The sequence below is a fragment of the Pseudomonas sp. Yb2C2 genome (assembly GCF_052112325.1).
Taxonomy (GTDB): domain Bacteria; phylum Pseudomonadota; class Gammaproteobacteria; order Pseudomonadales; family Pseudomonadaceae; genus Aquipseudomonas; species Aquipseudomonas marginalis.
Map to the genome: position 1 here is coordinate 16793 of NZ_JAVAJK010000032.1, position 20230 is coordinate 37022.

The following is a 20230-nucleotide window of genomic DNA, read 5'->3' on the forward strand; positions in this document are numbered from 1 at the left end:
TGACCATGACCTTCCTCAGCCGTTGCTTGTTGGTTCTGGGCGTATTGCTGGCCAGTGCCTGCGCCCAGCAACCCGCACCTTTCACTCCCCCCGCCGAGCGGCCGACACCGCCCAACGAAGCGGCGTGGCCGAAAAACCACTTCCTGGGCATTGCCTACCATGACGTGTCGGACCGCGATCCTGACCAGGCCGTGGTGGCGGTGCGCACCGAGCGATTGATCGAACAGTTGGCCTGGCTGCGGGAGAACGGCTATCAGGCGGTCAGCGTTGACCAGATCCTGGCCGCCCGCCGTGGCGGCCCCGCGTTGCCGCCCAAAGCCATCATGCTCAGCTTCGATGACGGCTATTCGAGCTTCTATACCCGCGTGATGCCGATCCTGCGCGCCTATCGCTGGCCGGCCTTGCTGGCGCCGGTGGGCTACTGGATCGACACGCCGATGAACAAACCGGTGGACTTCGCCGGCTCGCCACGGCCGCGCGGCGAGTTCCTTACCTGGCAGCAGATCCGCGAAGTGTCGCAATCGGGCCTGGTGGAAATCGCCGCGCACACCGACGCCAGCCACACCGGGATCCTGGCCAACCCCCAGGGCAACCTCGAGCCGGCGGCGACCTCGCTGCGCTATGACCCGGCCACGGGTCGCTATGAAACCCAGGCGCAGTTCGATGCGCGGCTGCGTGCGGATGTCGCGGCGATCTCCAACAAGATCCAAACCGTGACCGGCAAGAAACCACGGGTATGGGTGTGGCCGTACGGCGCCGCCAAGGGCACCTCGCTGGCGATCGTCGGCGAGCAGGGCTACCAGATGGCCCTGACCCTGGAAGACGGCCTCGACAGCTCCAGTGACCTGATGAACAGCCCGCGCTTCCTGGTGGCCTCCGACCCGGACGGCGAGCATTTCGCCAACAGCATCGTCGCCGTGCAAACCCCGGCCCCGCTGCGGGTGCTGCATGTGGACCTGGACAACGTCTACGACCCGGACCCGGCCCAGCAGGCGCGCAACCTCGACCAACTGGTGCAGCGCGTGGTGGACATGGGCGCCGGTACGGTGTTCCTGCAAGCCTTTGCCGACCCCAAGGGGGATGGCCTGGTGCACGAACTGTACTTCCCCAACCGTTACTTGCCGGTGCGCGCCGACCTGTTCAACCGCGTCTCCTGGCAGTTGCACACCCGTGCCCATGCCGCCGTGTACGCGTGGATGCCGGTGTTGAGTTTTGCCCTCGATCCCAAGCTGCCCCGCGTGACGCGCTGGGACCCGGAAACCGGTCAGGTCGGCACCGACCCGGACCAATATAAACGCCTGTCGCCGTTCGACCCGCAGGTGCGCAAGATCATTGGCGAGATCTATGAAGACCTGGCGCGTAACAATGCCATCGACGGCGTGCTGTACCACGACGACGCAGTGCTCTCTGACTTCGAAGACGCCAGCCCCGCCGCGCTCAAGGCCTATGCCGCCAACGGCCTGCCGGGCAGCATCCAGGCCCTGCGCGCCGACCCGGCCGTGATGCAGCGCTGGACGCGCTTCAAGAGCCGCTACCTGATCGACTTCACCAAAGAGCTGACCGCCAAGGTCCACGCCATCGGTGGGCCGCAGGTGCAGACCGCGCGCAATATCTTCGCCGAGCCGATGCTCAACCCGGCGAGCGAGGCCTGGTTCGCCCAGAACCTCGATGATTTCCTCCAGACCTATGACTGGACCGCGCCGATGGCCATGCCGCTGATGGAAGGCCAGGAGTACAAGACCTCCAATGCCTGGCTGGAGAAGCTGGTGGCGACGGTCAAGGTGCGTCCTGGCGCGATGGAGCGCACGGTATTCGAACTGCAGGCCAAAGACTGGCGCACCAAGGCCGCGCCGGATATCGACGCTGTGCAGATGGCTGAATGGATGGGTGTGCTCAAGCGCCAGGGTGTCACGAGTTTTGGCTACTACCCGGACAACTTCCTGGAAAATTCCCCGGACCTGAAGACTGTGCGTCCGGCCCTTTCCAACCAATGGAATCCTTGACCATGTTCGACAGAATCCTGGCGTTATTCGTGCTGGCACTGGTATTAGGCGTGCCCCTGGGCCTGATCTTCCTGGTCACCGGGCAGTTCCTGATGGACTTCGTGTTTTTCTACCCGCTGTTCATGTCGGCGCTGTGGATCGCCGGTGGCTTGTACTTCTGGCTGCATTGGGAGCGCCACTGGCCCTGGGAGGAAGACACTCCGGCACCGACCCTGGCCGGCAACCCGCTGATCTCGATCATCATCCCTTGCTACAACGAGGGCGATAACGCCGCCGACACCATTCATGCGGCGCTGGGCCAGCTGTACCCGAACATCGAAGTGATCGCGGTCAACGACGGCTCCAAGGACAACACTGCCGCCGTCCTCGACGCCCTGGCGCTGGAACATCCGCGCCTGCGCGTGCTGCACCTGGCGCAGAACCAGGGCAAGGCCGTGGCCTTGCGCATGGGTGCGGTGGCCTCGCGCAGCGAATACCTGGTGTGCATCGACGGCGATGCGCTGCTGGATAAAAACGCGGCGGCCTACATGGTTGCGCCGATGCTCGACAACCCGCGCCTGGGCGCCGTCACCGGCAACCCACGCATCCGCACACGCTCGACCTTGATCGGCCGCGTGCAGGTGGGCGAGTTCTCCTCGATCATTGGCTTGATCAAGCGCACCCAGCGCGTGTTCGGGCGGATCTTCACGGTGTCGGGTGTGGTGGTGGCGTTCCGTAAAAAGGCGCTGGACCGCATCGACTACTGGAGCACCGACATGATCACCGAGGACATCGATGTCAGTTGGAAGCTGCAGCTCGATCACTGGAGCATCTTCTACGAGCCGCGCGCGCTGTGCTGGATCCTGATGCCCGAAACCGTCGGTGGCCTGTGGAAACAGCGCCTGCGCTGGGCCCAGGGCGGTGCCGAAGTGCTGTTCAAGAATATCCGTGGCATCTGGCAATGGCGCCATCGCTACCTGTGGCCGCTGCTGTTCGAATACTGCCTGTCCACCGGTTGGGCCTTCACCTTCCTGCTTTCGGTGATTTTCTGGGGCCTGGGCAAATTCATCGTGCTGCCGCCGGCAATCACGGTGGACTCCCTGGTCCCGCCGGCCTTTACCGGCCTGGTGCTGGCGATGGTGTGTTTGGTGCAGTTTGCGGTGAGCATCCTGATCGACCGCCGCTACGAGAAAGACCTGTGGAAAACCCTGTTCTGGACCGTGTGGTACCCGATGGTGTTCTGGCTGGTCAGCCTGTTCACCACCCTGGTCAGTTTCCCCAAGGTGCTGTTCAACCAGCACCAGAAGCGCGCGCGCTGGGTCAGCCCGGATCGCGGTATCAAACCTGTTGAAGAGGAGGCGTGAGCATGAAACTGGTCAGAACTCGCCAAAGTACCGTGATGTGGATCATCGACGTGATCCTGACCTTGATGGCCTGGGCCGGACTGGTCTGGCTGCTGGCGCGCGGGGTCACTTCGATGCTTGAAACCCACGGCGGCCCGCGTATCGAGGCGCCGATTTTCGCGGCGCTCAATACCTTGCAGGTCTACCTGTGGATCGCACTGTTCAACGCGGTGATCCTGGTCACCTGGGCACGCTACCAGCAACGCAAGGGGCGCAAGTTTGCCCAGCGCCGCGCCGAAGCCAAGGCTCTCACCGACAAGAACCTGAGCGAGAGCTTCAGCCTCGCCGAGGGTGACCTGGAGCAACTGCGCCGACCGGGCGTACTGGTGATCCACAACGACGAAGACGGCGGCGTGTCGGAAGTCAAAGCCCACGTCTCCCGCGACGTGGAAAAACCAGGCTTGACCCTCGTGCCTGGCGCGCCTCAGAACAAAGACGCCAGCTAGTGGTGTAAACCACAATCCAATGTGGGAGGGGGCTTGCCCCCGATTGCGGTGGATCAGCTAATGAATACTTGGCTGACACCCCCTATCGGGAGCAAGTCGAATCGTCGCACCGCCCCCCACATGGGGCTCTTACCTTGCCGATCCCGATTATTGCGATCCAATTCACAAAACTCCCGCGAACTTATCTGCTTTTTTCGGTACTAACTTATCTCGGCAAGAACTTGATGGCCAAGTAATGGCAACTTATAAGTTCTCCGACGAATCGCTATCAGAACAGCTGCCGCCTGTCGGAATAATATTTCCAGTTTCAGGTCGTGTATCTTTTTGATAATTTTTTATTGTTATTAATCAATGTGTTGCGTGAATAACTAGCGCGGACATGCAACTGACTCTGTTTCTTGGGTTACTGCTAGTTCGATGTTAGTTTCGCGGCCCCTGATTTTCGACGGACCGAACATGTCTTTTTTATTGCCACGGACTCGGTATTTGCTATGCACTTTGCTGCTTGCTTATTTGAGCGGCAACAGTGCCTTGGCCGCCCCTACGCCGGGGGATCAGGACCTTATCCGCGACCGCCAGAACCGGCTTCTCGAAGAGCAGCGTCGGCGCCTGGAAGAGCTCCAGGACCTGCCCGGCAAGAGCAATCAGCCACAGGCCCCGGCACAGCCTGCTGACACCCGCTGCTTCCCCATCCAGGACATCGAACTCAAGGGCGCCGACAGCCTCTCCGCAGCCGACCGTAACCGCCTGCTCAAACCCTATATCGGCCAATGCCTGGGCGTTACGCAGCTCAATGAACTGCTCAAGGTCATCACCGATTACTACATTGCCAAGGGCCGCGTCACCAGCCGGGCCTACCTGCCGCAACAGGACCTTTCCAGCGGCCACCTGCAAGTGCTGGTGGTCGAAGGCAAACTCGAAGGCCTGAAGGGCGCCCAGGGCAGCACGGTCACCGACCGCGAGCTGGCCATGGCGTTTCCCGGCAAGGTTGGCGAGGCCCTCAACCTGCGCGAAGTCGAGCAACTGGTGGATCAACTGAGCCGCTTGCCGTCCAAACAGGCGCAAATGGAACTGACCCCCGGCACCCAGATCGGCGGCAGCGAAGTGCTGGTCAAAAACCAGCCGCAAAAACCCTGGCGCGCCAGCCTGTCGCGCAACAACGACGGCCAGAAAAGTACCGGCGAACAGCAGTGGGGCGCTGGCCTGGAATGGGACAGCCCGCTGGGCCTGGCCGACCAACTGATCCTGCGCGGCGGCCACGATGCCATCAGCGACCACCAGAAAACCTCGAAAAACAGCATGCTCTACTACAACGTGCCGTGGGGCTGGTGGAACTTCAGTTACACCTACAGTGAGAGCGATTACCGCACGCCGGGCAGCGTCGATGACTTCAAATACAAGCAATGGGGCGACAGCCAGAATCACCAGCTGCGCGCCGAGCGTGTGGTGCATCGCGATGACGTGAGCAAGACGTCGGTCAATGTCGGCCTCACTCATTTGCGCACCAACAACTACATCAACGACACACGCCTGGGCGTCAGCAGCAACCGCCTCAGCGAATTCCAGGTGGGTATCAGCCACGGGCGCCGTATCGGCAGCGCGTTCGTCAACCTTGATGTGGGCATGCAAAACGGTATCGGTGCCTTCGATGCGCAAAAGGATGAGCAGACCCGTATCCGCGGCAACCTCACGCCCACGCCGCGCTACCGCAAATACACCGCCACCCTGAGCTACCTGCAGCCGTTCACGCTGTGGGGCGAGTCATTGAGTTTTTCCAGCCTGGCCACCGGGCAGCGCAGTGAAGACGTGCTGTACGCGCCGCAACGCATGAGTCTTGGCGGCTCGTACTCGGTGCGGGGTTTCAAGGACCAGCAGTTGAACGGCGACAGCGGCGGCTACTGGCGCAACGAAGTGCGTTGGGCGCGCCCGGTGACCCTCGACTGGATGCGCCCGGCCTTCGCCGAGTACGGCGCCAGCGTCGGCTACGACCAAGGCGTGATTCGCAACGATCGCTACAACGATGACCAGCACGGCCGGGTATCGAGTAACTCCCTGGAGCTGTTTGCCCGTGGCAAGCACGTCAGCACCAGCGTGACGTTTGCCCATTCGCTGGAAAGGCCTGGCGTCGTGACCGAGCGCGAAGCGCCGATTTATTTCCGCCTGGATTTCTTCCTGTAATTCAACACCGCTGCCTTGAGATTTTGAATATGGACGTTCGCCCTGTTACTGCCCTGAAAAGCCTGAGCCAACGCGGCCTGGCCCTGATCCTGGCCAACGCGTTGTTCTGGCAGCCGCTGCTGGCCCAGGCCGAGGGTATTGTGGTCAGCGGCCCCGGCACTACCCTCGGGCAGGCGGGCAACGGCGTTCCGGTGGTGAACATCGCCACGCCCAATGGCAGCGGGCTGTCCCATAACCAGTTCAAGGACTACAACGTCGGTCCCAACGGCGTGATCCTCAACAACGCCACGGGCATGGTGCAGAGCACGCAGCTGGGCGGGATCATCGTCGGCAACCCGAACCTCAAGGGCGGCGCTGCGAATGTCATCCTCAACGAAGTCAACGGCGGCAGCCCCAGCCAGTTGCGCGGCTACACCGAAGTGGCGGGGCAGTCCGCCAAGGTCATCGTGGCCAACCCGTATGGCGTGAGCTGTAACGGTTGCGGCTTTATCAATACCCCCAACGTCACCCTGACCACCGGCAAGCCGATTCTTGACCAGACCGGGCGCCTGGACCGCTACCAGGTGGATGGCGGTGCGGTGACCATCGACGGCCAGGGCTTGAACGCCAGCAACGTCGACCGCTTCGAGATCATTACCCGTTCGGCCAAGATCAACGCCAAGATCAATGCGCGCCAGCTCACCGTGATTGCCGGACGCAATGACGTCGACGCCCAAAGCCTGAAAACCACCGCGCGCGCCGACGACGGCAGCACCAAGCCGGAACTGGCCATCGACTCGTCGGCCCTGGGCGGCATGTATGCCGGTGCGATCAAACTGGTGGGCACCGAAGCCGGCGTGGGTGTGAAGCTCGACGGCACACTGGCAGCCAGTGGTGGCGATATTCAGCTCGACGCCAACGGCCACCTGAGCATGGCCCAGGCCGCCGCCAGCGGTGCGGTGGACATTAAGGCCGCGAGCCTGGAGACCAAGGGCGCCGTGTACGCGGGCACCACCCTCAAGGCACAGACCAAGGGCACCCTGAAAAACAGCAAGACCCTCGCCGCCCGCGACAGCATCACACTGACCAGCAACGGCCAACTGACCAACAGCGGCATCGTCGAGGCCGGGGTCAACGCCGATAACACGCGCAACACCGTCGGCGACGTCAAGCTCGAGGCCCAGCACATCAGCAATACCGGCACGGTGATCGCCAATCGCGAGCTCGGCGCCACCGCCAATACCCTGGACAACCAGGGCGGTACCATGAACGCCAAGCAGGTGTTGAACGTCACCGCCGCCAGCGTCGACAACCGCAACAACGGTCGCCTGCTCAGCGACGGCACGCAGACCCTCACCGTCAGCGGCCTGCTGGACAACAGCCAGGGCGGCATCATCGACAGCACCGGTGCCTTCACCCTGCACGGCGATACCCTGGACAACAGCGCCGGCAGCCTCACCGGTGGCGACGCAATCACCCTGGACCTGATCGGCGACCTGATCAATCGCAATGGCAAGCTGGCGAGTGCCGGCCCGTTGCTGATCCAGCGCGCCGCCCACGTTGACAACCAGGGAGGCAAGCTCGCCAGCCAAGGTTTGCTGACCCTGTTCGCCAACAGCATCGACAACCGCAACAACGGTACCCTGGCCGCCAACGATGGCCTGACCCTGACCACCAGCGGCCTGCTGCAAAACGGCGGCAACGGCCTGATCCACAGTGAAAAGTCCGGCGTGACCCTCACCGCCGGCACCCTCGACAACGACGGTGGCCGCATCGCCGCCAAAGCCGGTGATGCGCAGATCGACGCCACTGACTTCAACAACGGCAGCGGCGCGCTGTTTGCTCGGGATCGCGTGCACCTGACCGGTATGAATGTGGATAGCGGCGGCGAGATCGCCGGCAACCGGATCGACGTCAGCCTGACGGGGGCCCTGGTTAACCGTGGCCTGATCGAGAGCGCCACCGCCCTCGACGTCGACACTGCCAGCCTCACCAACAGCGGCCAGATGCGCGCCCTCGGCACCACCGGCAAGACCCGCTACGCCATCGGCGGCCTGCTCAACAACAGCGGTAGCCTCGAGACCGCCAACGACCAATTGAGCCTCGCCGCCACCCGCTTCCAGAACACCGGCGGCAAGGTATTGCACGTGGGCACTGGGGCACTCGACCTCAGCGGCATCAGCCTCGACGGTGTCGGCGGCAGCCTGGTGACCAATGGCGACCTGATCCTCGATAAAGCCAACTGGACCAACAGCACCGCGATCCAGGCCGGGCGCCTGACCGTCAACGTCGATAACCTGCAACAGACCGCCACCGGCAAACTGCTCGGCATCCGCGCCCTGGTCGGCAGCGGCAAGGACTGGACCGTGGGCGGCAGCGTCGCCAGCCAGGGCAGCCTGGATCTTTCGGTGGACAACCTGCTCAACGACCACGGCCTGATCTTCAGTGGCGGCGACATGAACCTCAAGGTCGACCGCCTGAAAAACCTCGGCGCCGCGATCTACGCCATGGGCAACCTGCGTGTCGATCGCGACGGCCAGGGCGGCCTGGCCACCAGCATCATCAACAGCTCGGGGACGATCGAGAGCGAGCGCAACCTGATCCTGGCGGCCAGCACGATCCAGAACATCCGTACTGTGCTCACCACCGAGTCCGGCATCTACAGCGCCTCCATCACGCCCATCGCCTGTATCGACGGGGTGACCGGTGGCGACTGCGAAGGCGGCAAGCAGAACCGGCCGTTCCAGATTACCCAGCGTGATCACTTCATCGTCAGCGATGCCACGGCAGCGTCCAGCATTACCTCGGGCGGCAACATGCTGCTCACCGGCGGCGAGCTGCTCAACAGCAGCAGTAGCATCGCCGCCGGCGGCAACCTCACGGCCATCGTCAACCAACTCACCAACGTCGGCGTCGTGACCCACGATACCCAGTATGACCGCGTCTTTACCTCAGCCCGCGAGCGCAAGCCCGGAGGCTGGTACCGTGAAGCCGCGGCCTTCACTCAACGCTATTCGGCAGGCCAGGACATGACCGGCGTCGAAGCCGGCCTGGCGTCGTTCATTGGCAAGATGGAGGGCGAGAAGGACAAGCTGCGCAAGACCACCCAGCTGATGGTGCCCGACCAGAGCTACGCCGCCGTCATCCAGGCCGGTGGCGCGGTGGATGTGAAGGCCCAGGCCGGCATCGACAACAGCGTCGTGCAAGGTGGCTATACCTACGTCGGCAGCGGCGCCAACACCAAGGCGCCGGGCTACTCGACCCTGGTCAGCCTCAACGCGCAACTGCCACCGGACGTTGCCCAGCAACAGGTCAACCCGCTGGGCCTGCCCGGCTTCGACCTGCCCACCGGCCAGAACGGCCTGTTCCACCTCAACGACAGCGATGGCGCCAAAGGCCTGCCCACCAGCCAGTTCGCGGCCAACCCGCACAAGTACCTGATCGAAACCAACCCGCTGCTCACCGACATGCGCCAGTTCATGAGCTCGGACTACATGCTGACCAAGCTGGGCTACGACCCCGACACCGCGCAACGTCGCCTGGGCGATGGCTTCTATGAACAACGCCTGATCCAGCAAGCCGTGCTCGCCCGCACCGGCCAGCGCTTCATCGATGGCCAGACCAGCGACGCCGACCTGTTCAAGCACCTGATGGACAACGCCATCAGCAGCAAAAGCGCCCTGAATTTGTCCGTAGGCGTGAGCCTCACCGCCGAACAAGTCGCTGCCCTGACCCACGACATCGTGTGGCTGGAAAACGCCACCGTCGCCGGGCAACAAGTGCTGGTGCCGGTGCTGTACCTGGCCCAGGCGAATAACCGCCTGGCACCCAACGGTGCATTGATTTCCGGCACCGACGTCAACCTGATCACCGGCAGCCACCTCAACAACGCCGGCACCTTGCGCGCCACCGGCAACCTGCTGGCGAACGTCGGCAGCAACCTCACCAACAGTGGGTTGATGGAAGCCGGTGGTCGCCTCGACCTGCTCAGCGGCAACAACCTGACCAACCGCGCAGGCGGTGTGATCAGCGCGGGCAACGTCAACCTCGCCGCCGGCGCCGACCTGCTCAACGAACGCAGCGTCACCACCCACGAAAGCGCCAGCAGCTACCGCAGCGAACGCAGCGACTTCGTCGACAGCGCTGCGCGCATCGAATCGGCCAACGATCTGGCCATGCAGGCTGGCGGCAACATCAACAACGTCGGCGGCGTGCTCAAGAGCGGTGCCGATGCCACAGTCAAGGCGGCGGGCGACGTCAACATCACCGCCTCGAAAAGCCTCGACAGCGGCGCCATCGGCAACCGCTCCAGCTTCACCACCATCGCCCAGCAAGGCTCGGTGGTCGAGGCCGGCCGCGACCTGCATGTGATTGGCGGGCGCGACATCAGCGCCGTGGCCAGCCAGGTCAATGCCAAACGCGACGTCAACCTGATTGCCACCCGCGACCTCAACGCCATCGCGGCGGCCAACGAGCAGCACTCCACGACCAACACGAAAAAGGTCAAGAGCATCGAAGACCACGTGCAGCAAGTGTCCAGCGTGATCAAGGCCGGCGGCGACGCCACCCTGAGCGCCGGGCAGAACCTGCAACTGGTCGCCAGCCAGGTCAACGCCGGCAACGAGGCGTACCTGGTATCCGGCAAAAACCTCGAGCTCAAAGCCGCCGAAAACCAGGACTACAGCTTCTACAGCAAGACCAAGAAAACCTCCCAGGGCAAGAAATTCCGCCTGGATGAAACCGATGTGGTGAACAACGTCGGCAGCCTGGTCAGCGCGGGGACGAACAGCACCGTCGTCGCCGGTGCAGACCTGCTGCTGGCCGGCAGTGCCGTCACTGCCGAAAAAGGCGCCACGCAACTGGTGGCCGGCCAGGACGTGAACATCCTCGCCGTCAGCAACGCCGACAGCGCCCGCCACGAACGCAAGGAAAGCAAAAGCAGCTGGGGCGGCCTGAAGTCGAGCAAAGTCCAGGACAAAGTCGACGAAAAACGCACCACCGCCCTGGGCAGCATGGTCTCCGGCGAAACCGTCACCGTCGCCGCCAAACGCGACGCCACGGTCACCGGTTCCAACCTGGTCAGCACCGGCGACCTCGCCGTCCAGGCCGGCCGCGACCTGACCATCGACGCGGCGCAAAACACCTTCGCCCGCACCGACATGCACAAGGAAAAAAATCGCGACCTCACCGGCGTGCTGACCGGCAACAAGCTCGGTCTGGACGACATGACCGGCAACCAGAAGCTGTACATCAACAGCTCGAAGCACAACGGCACGGCCAATGAAATGACCTTGACCGGCAGCACGATTGGTTCGAGCGCGGGCAATGTGTCGTTGACGGCGGGGCGTGAGTTGAAGGTGGTGGCCAGTGATCTGGTGAGCACCAAGAACATGGAGTTGAGTGGGGCTGATGTCACCGTTACTTCGGGGATGGAGACGGCCAGTCAGACCAGTAAGGACAGTTCCAAGAGCTTGGCGGTTGGGCGGGTGATCGCGGGCTCGGTAGTGGACACCGCCACCAGCATGCGCGACGCCGTCAAAGCGGCCCGTAGCGCTGATGACCCACGACTCAAGGCAGTCAAAATCGCCCAGGCAGCCCTCGCCGCCTACAACCTGAATGGCCAGGCTTCGGACGCCAATGCGCAAAGCTCCGGCTTCAAAAACAAAACCGGCGGCACGCCCGGCAACGGTTCGCTGATCAAGATCGGTACTGAACTGGCCAATAACCGCAGCAAGAACAGCAGCGAATTCAACAGTGTCACCGCCAAGCAGAGCACGCTCAACGCAGGGCAAGACTTGTCGATCGTTGCCACGGGCGCAGCGGCGGGTACTCAGGGTGATATCCAGATCACCGGCAGCAGCTTGAAAGCCGCCAACACCTTGTTGTTAGCCAAAAACGATGTGTTGATGCAAAGCGCACAGAACACCACCGACCGCAAAAACGAAGGGTCGAAAAATAAAACCGCCATTGGCGCCAGCTTCAATATTGGCGAGCAAAACGGCTTCACCCTCGACCTCGGAGCGCAGGGTGCCAAGAACAATGGCAACGGTAACTCCGTCACTCAGGTCAATAGCACCCTCGATACAGGCAGCCTGTTGTTACAAAGCGGTGGCGATACCACCCTCAAAGGCGCCCAGGTTCGTGCGGACCGTATCAAGGCAGATATTGGCGGAAACCTCAATATCATCTCCCTCCAGGACACCGAGTCGTCGCGCAGCAAACAGAGCAGCGCAGGCTTCGGCGCCAGTATCTGCGTCCCTCCGTTCTGCTACGGCTCTACCGTAGCGGGCTCGGCGAACATTGCCGCCGCGAATATGAACAGCGACTACAAGGGCGTGACCGACCAGAGCGGTTTGTATGCGGGCACGGGCGGCTACGACATCAATGTCGGCAAGACCACCACCCTGCAAGGCGCGGTGATTGCCAGTGAGGCGTCAGCTGATAAGAACCGGCTCAGCACGGATCGGCTGATCGTCAGCGATATCAAGAATGTCAGCGAGATCAAAAGTCAGTCTGCTGGTATTTCGGTGTCTTCCAGCAGTACCAGCGGTGCGTCGATGGGCGGCAGCATCCCGATAGCGCTCAAGGAGAAAGACCATAGCTACACCCGTAGCGCGGTCAGCGAAGGCACGATTGTGGTTCGCAATGCCGAAGGTGCCAATGACCTGGTGGGGTTGAATCGCGACACCGCCAACGCCAATCAGAAACTTGACCGGCCTGATGAAAAGGCCATGCAAGAGCGTATTGACCTGATCCAAAGCTCGGCGCAGTTGGCCAGTGGGGTGATCAGTGCGGTAGGCAGGGCGAAGGCCGATGAGGCCAAGAAGCTTGGGCAGGCGGCGAAGGAACAAGCAGACGCAGGCGCGCCTGGTGCTGCTGATACCGCCCGTGCCGCCGATCTGGCTTATTCGGAAGCCAAGCGTTGGCAGTTCGGCGGCGACAAGAAAATGATGGCCGATATCGCGACGGGACTGATCGCCGCGGGCCTTGGTGGCGCGCCCGTCGGTACGACAGTCGGTATCGTCGCCAATACTGCGTCTAGCGAGATCTTCAAGCGAGTGGGTGATTACGCTGAGGCGCAATCCCTGAACCCGAAATCGGACGCGGCCACCCGAGCCGCATGGGCAGAAGGTGGAGCAGCACGCGTCATGTTGCACGCGTTGGCAGGTGCCGCCATGGGGTTGTCCAGCGGCAGCGTGGAAAGTGGCGCGTTGGGGGCCGGTGCTTCCGCCGCCTTGATGCCCTCGATTGCAAAGGCGCTGGAAAACAGCAAATTATCTAAGGTCAGCCAGGAAAACATCACTGCGTTGGTTGCGACCGGGATCGGCGCTGGAGCAGGCGCCGGGAATGGCACCGGCGGCGCTGTTGTCGGGGCCGGGACCGGTTACGGCGTCGAAGTATTCAATCGACAACTTCACCTGACCCAAGAGGTGCCATTACTCAAGAAGAAAGCAGAAGAGTTAGAGAAAATTTGGCGCAAGCCGAAATCGGATGCCTCGTGGGAAGACTTGCTGCGTATGGCAGCAGGATCAAAGGTCGATGTCGTCGAAAGCGCCCGTTTAGATGCGCTTGAAAAGAACTGGGGCAATGACCCGACGCGAGATTGGCTGGATCGTGATTTGGCGATTGCCAGAGGTGCGATTCAAGAATTGGCTGAACAGAAGATTCCATTAACGTGGAAAGACGGCACCGCAATTATTGCCAATGGTTCTGCAGTTTATGCGTTCAACTCCACCAAAGAGCAGTTTGTAGACACGAGCCTTTTTAATGGCTTGGGCGACGGCCTTTATGGCGAATTGAGCTCATTTGACAAATGGGTTCAATACGGTCGGGAGCAGGCAGATGCTCATGCGACAGAAATCATTAACGTCTCGACCAACGAAATGGCTTCAAAAGACGCGATGTCGAGGCTGTTGTTATTAGCTAGGAAATCGGCTGAACCGGTCACGGCGGTGGATGAGGCGGCCCTTTCGCTCACAGGTGTAGGCCTGGGAGCGAGGATTTCGGCGGCGATTGCCGCTGCCTTTGCGAAAAGGAAATTGGCGACGGAGGCGTCAGGTGAGCTTTTCGTCCTAGGGGCAAACGGCACAAAAACGACTGGGACGATTGCAGAGGGGGAACGCCTAGTCTACCTATCTAACTCCACCGCGCCGAGAATCAGGGATAGGCTTTCGGCGGCGGTTAGTGATGTTCGGACAGGGTTACCTCGAGAAGGAAACGTCGCATTTGCTGAAGTGGATGTTGGTGCGCTGTCATCAGAGACTATGGTGATGAAAGCTTATAGTCAGTTTGATAATAGGGTCGAGGAGTTTTTGCCGAAGCCTGGTGGTGATCTGAATTCGTGGATATTAAAACCTCAAGTTTCTACGTCTAAATATGTTGGAACGACTGAGGGGTATCTGCGAGACATGGATACAGAATTTAAAATTTTGGAAACTTTAGCTCAGCGTCTAGGTCCGAACTCACAAACTTCTGGGCGTATAAATTTGATTTCAGAGAAAATGGTTTGCCCAAGTTGTACTAATATTGTCAATCAGTTTCGCGAGCGGTATCCTAACATCCAGTTAAATATATTTACTGTGGAGAAGTAGTTATGGCGATCGATTTGGCTGTGGAAGAAATTTATCCGATAGTATCTAGGCTTTATGAAAAGGCTATATCACAGATTCGTCTTCGGCCAGAACAAGCCTTTGCTTATGTTCAAGATGAAGCGGGCTCTCTTTGCACGTCTGCTGATGTAGGTTTATTTGCAGTGTTGCAAACTGCAATATTTAGCGAGGGTATGAAGTATGGGTTAGAGTTGTCTAGAGAAAGTCCTTATGCGGAGGATATGTTAGAGGGTTTGGCTAGGGCTTATGAAAAATGCTGCGCCGATGATTTAGCAGACGTGGGGCTAAAAGGGGAGAAACTGGCAGAAATGATCGATTGTATGGCACAGGTTAGGGAGAAATATCTTCTTCCTAGATAAGTTGGTGCAAAAGAACCTGCGAGCGGCTTGCCGTCTGGTGAAGCAAAGTTAGTCGGTAACGGTACACCAGCGGCTAATGATGCGAATTTACAGCAACATCCACATCAGAGGAAATCGGGGGCAGATCACATTTTTATAAAGTCCCCAAATAAGCGGGGCAAATTTCTCTTGGTGGTGTGGCGCACGTAATGGTTTCGGTTGGCAATGAAAAGAAATGAGTCTTGGTGGATCGCCATCTATCTTCCTTGTGCCTGTGCGTTCGGCCTGTTGTTTATGTGTGTGTTCTTTCAGGTTGCCGGGTATTGATTGAGTGGTGGTGAAGACGTTGCCGGGCTTATAAAAGAGTATATGGCGCTCTATCTAGAAATAGCTGGGGCTGGATTTGTTCTAGGTCTCGTTCTTTGGTTTTTTAGTGTTCGTTGATCCGCTAAAAATTGGTGTCATACCGCGATTAGTGCACCAATGTATATTGGTGGTCTGACCCCTATTTCTCGAATTCCCGACTCTGATCCTGCTTTACGCGATGCTTTGCAAGCGGCGTTGGATTCAGGAAAAGCCAAGGTTCAAGGTGTAACAGTCAAAGTCGGTGTTCCCGCCCCCAGTAAAACTGGTGTAGCAGAATTTAAGGTGGAAATATGGACCAAGAAGTAATTCAGTGCGAGCGCTCGGGCGTAAACCCGAAATGGCCCTCCTACAAAAGTGTGCTGGGTCGCATAGCCAAGGGGCCACACGTCTCAGATGAATACGAGTTGAATGGCATCCGTGAATATGTTGAGCGCGGCGATGCATTTGCGAAGCCATCAATGCCTGTACCGAATAGTGACAACGTTACGCGTAGTAGCTCCGAATGGATAGCCGTCACACGAGCCCACAAGGTATTGGCGACCGCACCAGATAATCCGCGATGGCTTCTGGAGTTGGCCCATTGGCTGCGCTATTACCAAGTAGGAATTTGGCAGTTGTTCTTCTGGGCGGGTCAGTTCGACATTATTGCCAAAGCGGCAGGCAATGATCGACGCCGCCAAAACTACAGCATCCAAACCGCCACCAATATGATGGCCGCCATGGCGATCCTAGGCTGGAAGGATGCCGTCATCCATCAGGGCTATCTCACCCATGCGGCTCTCAATCGTGGGCATCAATTAGTGATTGAGTACGAAGAGCAACACCGCCGCGCCCAAGCCTTTATGCTGCGTGTGTTTGCCGATTGGGTGGGCGATGTCTCGCATCAATGGCCTGCTTATGCTTACGACGAACCCATCTACGAAGCCTTGTTGGCCAAGTGGCGCACTCCCAGCCCCGACGACCTGATGCCCTGCCTGTTGGCCGCGTGTGACCGCCACACTTGGCAAACCGGCAAAGAGAGCCAGAAGAGTTCCTACGACTTCAATCAGGACTGGCACTTGGAGCGCGTGCCGGTGGAAATTCTCTATATCCTGCGCCTACGCCAGTGGGAAGGTTTAGCCAATCCGCAGAAGATTGATCATCCGCTGCTGGCCGCGCCCTTTGACCAATTGCCGCCCGAGCAACCAGTGCCTGAGTTGGACGAGTTGATGCAAGGTGTGCTCAAGCGCGCAAGGGAAGACTGGCCACAGTACGATGAAGTGCTGTCTTTGCCAGCATTGAAGGGTTGAACAGGTGCAAAAGGACCTCCGAGCGATTTGCCCTCTGGGACAACGAAAGCCGTGGGTGACGGTGCTCCAGCGGCGAATGGCGCGAGCTTCCAGGATGAAAAGCCGGCAGCGGAAGCACCTAAGCCGACGAGACTTACCACGGTTACGGACGAGATGAAGGCCAATCCTTACCATCCGGATTGGCGGCGGTATGCAGGTAGTGAGCCCCGAGCGGTTGGGGCGGATGTTGTTAGCGGCGTTCCACAGGTGGTAGATCCGAAGTCCTTAATTGGAAGGCAGGGCCGAGATGAAATATCCGAGTCACAGGTGAGGCGAATGACAAAGGACATGAATTGTTTCTGCTGGGCTTGATTGCATTGTTGATCCTGAATTCAATCGGGCTTGCTACTAAGCAGTTGCTTGGTGCGGCTAAGACACCCAGGGAAATAGGGGGCAGACCACGATTAGTGCACCAATGTATATTGGTGGTCTGACCCCTATTTCTCTTGAGGTAAAAAGCGGGTCGGCTAGTAAGACCAGCTATCAAGAATTTACCGATTACTTTGTTAATGAGTTTGGGGCGCAAGGGAAAGGACGGCTAAATGGACAAGTCATCGAAAGCGCTACAACAGTCTATGTGCCATAAAGGTGGGAAATATGAAGCTCGAAGCCGAAAATAGTCCTGTAGTAGTAGGTGTAAATCAAGCGCAGATTATAAAAACGCTAAAAAAATTAAAAAGCTACGGCCCTAGCTCATTCGCATGTATAACTGATGATGAGGGTAACTATGTGCAAGTGGCTGGAGGCAGATTCACTTGTTTTATTGAAAGATATGACGCTAAAAGTAAAAAACTGTTCAGAGGTTATCATTCAAATTCTAGTACAAACTTTGAAGATGGAAGCTTACTGTCGTTTGGTGCGGGCCGTGTACCATTAAAAAAGGATGAGTGGTTTAATATTGATGATGTAATCGAGGTTTTTTCCTTGTTTAATCAGAATCAGTCTCTACCAGCGACTGTCTACTGGCGTGAGATAAATATTTTGAGTCAAAGCGACGGCTGAATAAGTGAAAAAAAGGGGGCAGACCCTGAGGAGTCCCCACAAATCTACTCTAGCCTCTGAGCTTGCCGGTGTACTTCATCGCGCACCAATAGCTCCATATCCGCCAATCTCGAGCGGGACAATCCGGTGGGGATTCCTCAGGGTCAGGCCCCTCTTTCCTCTGAGTGTCGGAGGATACTAAGCGGTATGACAAATCGTCGCATGTATGTTCCCATCGAGATAATTGGAAATCGCAACAGGAGTGTTTGGTGATGACTGAATGGGCACTGTTACGCGAGCTTAAAAAGGGTGATGCGCTTGCTGTGCCCGAAGCAGGACTTTTACTCATCGATGAGGGAGTGTACAAGATGTCGGTCACTCAGTACTGCTTGGCAGATGCGATTAAAGAGGATGGGCAGGATAAGCTGAAAGTATTGTCATTTTACTGGACGGCCAGTGACGCAGCATTTCAGCGAGCCTATTACAGAGACGTCGAAAGTGATGATGGGGCTGTTTGCCCTCCGCCCTTTGAGTTGATGCCAGAGGAGGCTGGGGCGACCTATATTGAAATAAAGCGAGCGTTGGAGACTGCCGGTAATATTCGAGAGTATGCCTCTTATCGTGTGATGTCTGATGGCGCTTTTGTTCATAAGAGTTTGGAAGGTCCGTCAGCGGTCTATTATTTTCGCTCATTGGGGTTATTGAATGATGAGGTGCCTTACGCAATTTTGTGGAAGTGTCAGGGAGTTTGATAGAAGTGAGCTTAATTGTTTTCTGTGTTTGAGCTAAAAAGGATCGGGTTCTATGAGTTACTCGGAAAGTCTGTCTGTTTTAGAGGGGCAAGTGTGGGTTAAAAGAGCGGCTATTTTTCTTTTGATTCTCGATCAAACTTTAGATAATCTATCGTCAGCTCCCGCTACCTATACTAAATGTAGTGAGGCTATTGAGTTGTGCTGGTCATGGTTAACCGATAGAAGTTTAAGCCCTGAGCAGTTGGCCTACTATTTAGACTCAGATGAAATGCAAAATGGTCCTTTGGGAGAGCATCATTTCATTACGGAAAGCTTAGAGCAAGACAGCTTGATTCTGATACTTCTGGTCATTGGCTTTTTTGCACATCAGGCTTATAAGGTTTCAGGTCGGGAAGAAAGAATGTCCGCCTCAGTCAACGAGGCAGGTGAGCAGGCTGTTGAATACATAGTCGAATATATCTATAAGGTCGGAGCGGGTGGCGTGTTAGACGTTTATCTATCTAAAAATGGTTAATGTTCAGATGCAAGGAGTGGCGATGAAAGGCGCGTCGGAAGTTGGTGTTCTTATAAGAGAAATAGTGTCCAGTGCGTTGTATGAAGGTGATTATGGAAGCTGCTTAAGTAACCATGAATTAGTCTTGAGAGGTGTTGAGGTTCTCGACCGCGTAGGTGTGCCGCTCGACTATCTTGAATTCCTTGAACAGTTTGGATTTGGTGAGCTGGATAGCGCACTTTACATCGAGGATGGTCCAACGAAGTATTCAGTTGTCACCGGATGTGATGTAGTTGCTTATCGTAATATGTATGTGTTTGCCAGTACCGGGAGCGGTGTCTTTTATGCATTCGATGCTGCGAATGATTGGTCAATTGTCGAAATTGATCCTGAATTGAGTGATGCGGAAGTCTTATATGAGGATTTTTCCAGCTTCATCCTTAGCCAGTTAACAGCAATTAAAGGTTATGTGGATTGGCGAGCCCAGCAGTAATATGCGCGGCGCCAGCATTTGCATTATTAAGGATGATCAATGAAACCTGCAAAATTCTCCCTCCAGGCCTTCCTGATGGCCTGCCTCATACCCGGCTGGGGCCTGGTGTATGTAGGCCGTACACAGTGGGGTATCCGGGTCGCAGCGTTGTTGCTCGGCGGGGTCGCGCTGATGGGTGCCTTGGGGTTGGTCACTACACCCCTTGGGTTGTATGCATTCTTCGCTTTCGTCATCACGGTCAAACTGACCTCTGCCATCGTGTCCGCCGTGTTGGCCCGTCGCTACAGCGGTCCGCCCAATGTGCCGCGTAAACGCTTCCATGCTCTTTACGTCGGCGTGGTGGTGGTCCTGGTGCTGACGCTGGACGTCTTTCGGGTGCCGTTGTTGGGCTTCAAAAACTATTACATTCCGTCGGGGTCGATGGTCCCGACGTTGTCGATTGGCGACTACATCATGTCGGACCTGCGGGCTGGCGTGCCCAACGTGGGGGATATCGTGGTGTATCGCTGGAATGGCACCGAGGCGGTCAAACGGGTAGCGGGAATCGGTGGTGACACTCTGGCCATCGTCCATGGCGAGGTGATCCGCAACGGTGAGAACCTGGGTTTGTTTCACGCACCGGCTGAGCGCGTCAAAAAGGACTACTCCCTTGAGTTGGCGCCGCTCCAGGTAGCGCCGGGGCATGTGTACCTGTTGGGCGACAACCGGGATGTCAGCAACGACAGCCGCTTCATGGGCCAGGTCGCGCTTGAGGATGTGGTGGGCAAGGTCACCGGCATCTGGTTCTCGAATGAACGAGCGCGTATCGGGACGACGTTTCCATGAGCCTTTCGAGCATCGCTGGCGCAGGTACTCCCGGCCGGCGGGCAGCACAGCAATACC

At 58.3% G+C, this 20230-nt stretch carries 12 protein-coding genes; all 12 read left to right on the forward strand.

Annotated elements, in window-relative coordinates:
* The first annotated feature begins 5 nt into the window (after positions 1–5).
* The 12 genes from pgaB to lepB all read left to right on the forward strand — a co-directional run bounded on the left by pgaB (position 6) and on the right by lepB (position 20173).
* On the forward strand, positions 6–2003 hold the full coding sequence (pgaB, locus tag Q8X51_RS29530) for a poly-beta-1,6-N-acetyl-D-glucosamine N-deacetylase PgaB (RefSeq protein WP_407694676.1): 1998 nt from the start codon (positions 6–8) through the stop codon (positions 2001–2003).
* 2 nt (positions 2004–2005) lie between these two features.
* A complete protein-coding gene (gene pgaC / locus Q8X51_RS29535; RefSeq protein ID WP_027608081.1) occupies positions 2006–3346 on the forward strand; it encodes a poly-beta-1,6-N-acetyl-D-glucosamine synthase in 1341 nt (446 codons plus the stop codon).
* 2 nt (positions 3347–3348) lie between these two features.
* A complete protein-coding gene (gene pgaD / locus Q8X51_RS29540; RefSeq protein WP_065924687.1) occupies positions 3349–3831 on the forward strand; it encodes a poly-beta-1,6-N-acetyl-D-glucosamine biosynthesis protein PgaD in 483 nt (160 codons plus the stop codon).
* 456 nt (positions 3832–4287) lie between these two features.
* Positions 4288–6009, forward strand: coding sequence for a ShlB/FhaC/HecB family hemolysin secretion/activation protein (locus Q8X51_RS29545; protein ID WP_074848304.1), 1722 nt, complete (start codon positions 4288–4290; stop codon positions 6007–6009).
* Between the two features lie 29 nt (positions 6010–6038).
* Positions 6039–14579 (forward strand): hemagglutinin repeat-containing protein, encoded by an 8541-nt coding sequence (locus Q8X51_RS29550; RefSeq protein ID WP_407694675.1) that lies wholly within the window; start codon positions 6039–6041, stop codon positions 14577–14579.
* Between the two features lie 2 nt (positions 14580–14581).
* On the forward strand, positions 14582–14956 hold the full coding sequence (locus tag Q8X51_RS29555) for a hypothetical protein (RefSeq protein ID WP_065926295.1): 375 nt from the start codon (positions 14582–14584) through the stop codon (positions 14954–14956).
* 959 nt (positions 14957–15915) lie between these two features.
* Positions 15916–16590: a hypothetical protein gene (locus tag Q8X51_RS29560; RefSeq protein WP_065926296.1), complete on the forward strand. Its 675-nt coding sequence runs from the start codon at positions 15916–15918 to the stop codon at positions 16588–16590.
* A gap of 636 nt (positions 16591–17226) precedes the next feature.
* Complete coding sequence (locus tag Q8X51_RS29565; protein ID WP_074848310.1) at positions 17227–17631, forward strand: hypothetical protein; 405 nt, start codon at positions 17227–17229, stop codon at positions 17629–17631.
* A 251-nt stretch (positions 17632–17882) separates the two neighbouring features.
* Positions 17883–18362, forward strand: coding sequence for a hypothetical protein (locus tag Q8X51_RS29570; RefSeq protein ID WP_407694674.1), 480 nt, complete (start codon positions 17883–17885; stop codon positions 18360–18362).
* 52 nt (positions 18363–18414) lie between these two features.
* A complete protein-coding gene (locus Q8X51_RS29575) occupies positions 18415–18876 on the forward strand; it encodes an Imm6 family immunity protein (RefSeq protein ID WP_407694673.1) in 462 nt (153 codons plus the stop codon).
* 22 nt (positions 18877–18898) lie between these two features.
* Positions 18899–19348 (forward strand): SMI1/KNR4 family protein, encoded by a 450-nt coding sequence (locus tag Q8X51_RS29580; RefSeq protein WP_407694672.1) that lies wholly within the window; start codon positions 18899–18901, stop codon positions 19346–19348.
* Positions 19349–19387: 39 nt separating this feature from the next.
* Positions 19388–20173: a signal peptidase I gene (gene lepB, locus Q8X51_RS29585; RefSeq protein WP_065926300.1), complete on the forward strand. Its 786-nt coding sequence runs from the start codon at positions 19388–19390 to the stop codon at positions 20171–20173.
* Positions 20174–20230 lie beyond the last annotated feature (57 nt).

Bases quoted from the DNA above. Each gene is read 5' to 3' on its own strand.
- pgaB (WP_407694676.1), top strand. From the start codon at position 6: ATGACCTTCCTCAGCCGTTGCTTGTTGGTTCTGGGCGTATTGCTGGCC.
- pgaC (WP_027608081.1), top strand. From the start codon at position 2,006: ATGTTCGACAGAATCCTGGCGTTATTCGTGCTGGCACTGGTATTAGGC.
- pgaD (WP_065924687.1), top strand. From the start codon at position 3,349: ATGAAACTGGTCAGAACTCGCCAAAGTACCGTGATGTGGATCATCGAC.
- Q8X51_RS29545 (WP_074848304.1), top strand. From the start codon at position 4,288: ATGTCTTTTTTATTGCCACGGACTCGGTATTTGCTATGCACTTTGCTG.
- Q8X51_RS29550 (WP_407694675.1), top strand. From the start codon at position 6,039: ATGGACGTTCGCCCTGTTACTGCCCTGAAAAGCCTGAGCCAACGCGGC.
- Q8X51_RS29555 (WP_065926295.1), top strand. From the start codon at position 14,582: ATGGCGATCGATTTGGCTGTGGAAGAAATTTATCCGATAGTATCTAGG.
- Q8X51_RS29565 (WP_074848310.1), top strand. From the start codon at position 17,227: ATGAAGCTCGAAGCCGAAAATAGTCCTGTAGTAGTAGGTGTAAATCAA.
- Q8X51_RS29570 (WP_407694674.1), top strand. From the start codon at position 17,883: ATGACTGAATGGGCACTGTTACGCGAGCTTAAAAAGGGTGATGCGCTT.
- Q8X51_RS29575 (WP_407694673.1), top strand. From the start codon at position 18,415: ATGAGTTACTCGGAAAGTCTGTCTGTTTTAGAGGGGCAAGTGTGGGTT.
- Q8X51_RS29580 (WP_407694672.1), top strand. From the start codon at position 18,899: ATGAAAGGCGCGTCGGAAGTTGGTGTTCTTATAAGAGAAATAGTGTCC.
- lepB (WP_065926300.1), top strand. From the start codon at position 19,388: ATGAAACCTGCAAAATTCTCCCTCCAGGCCTTCCTGATGGCCTGCCTC.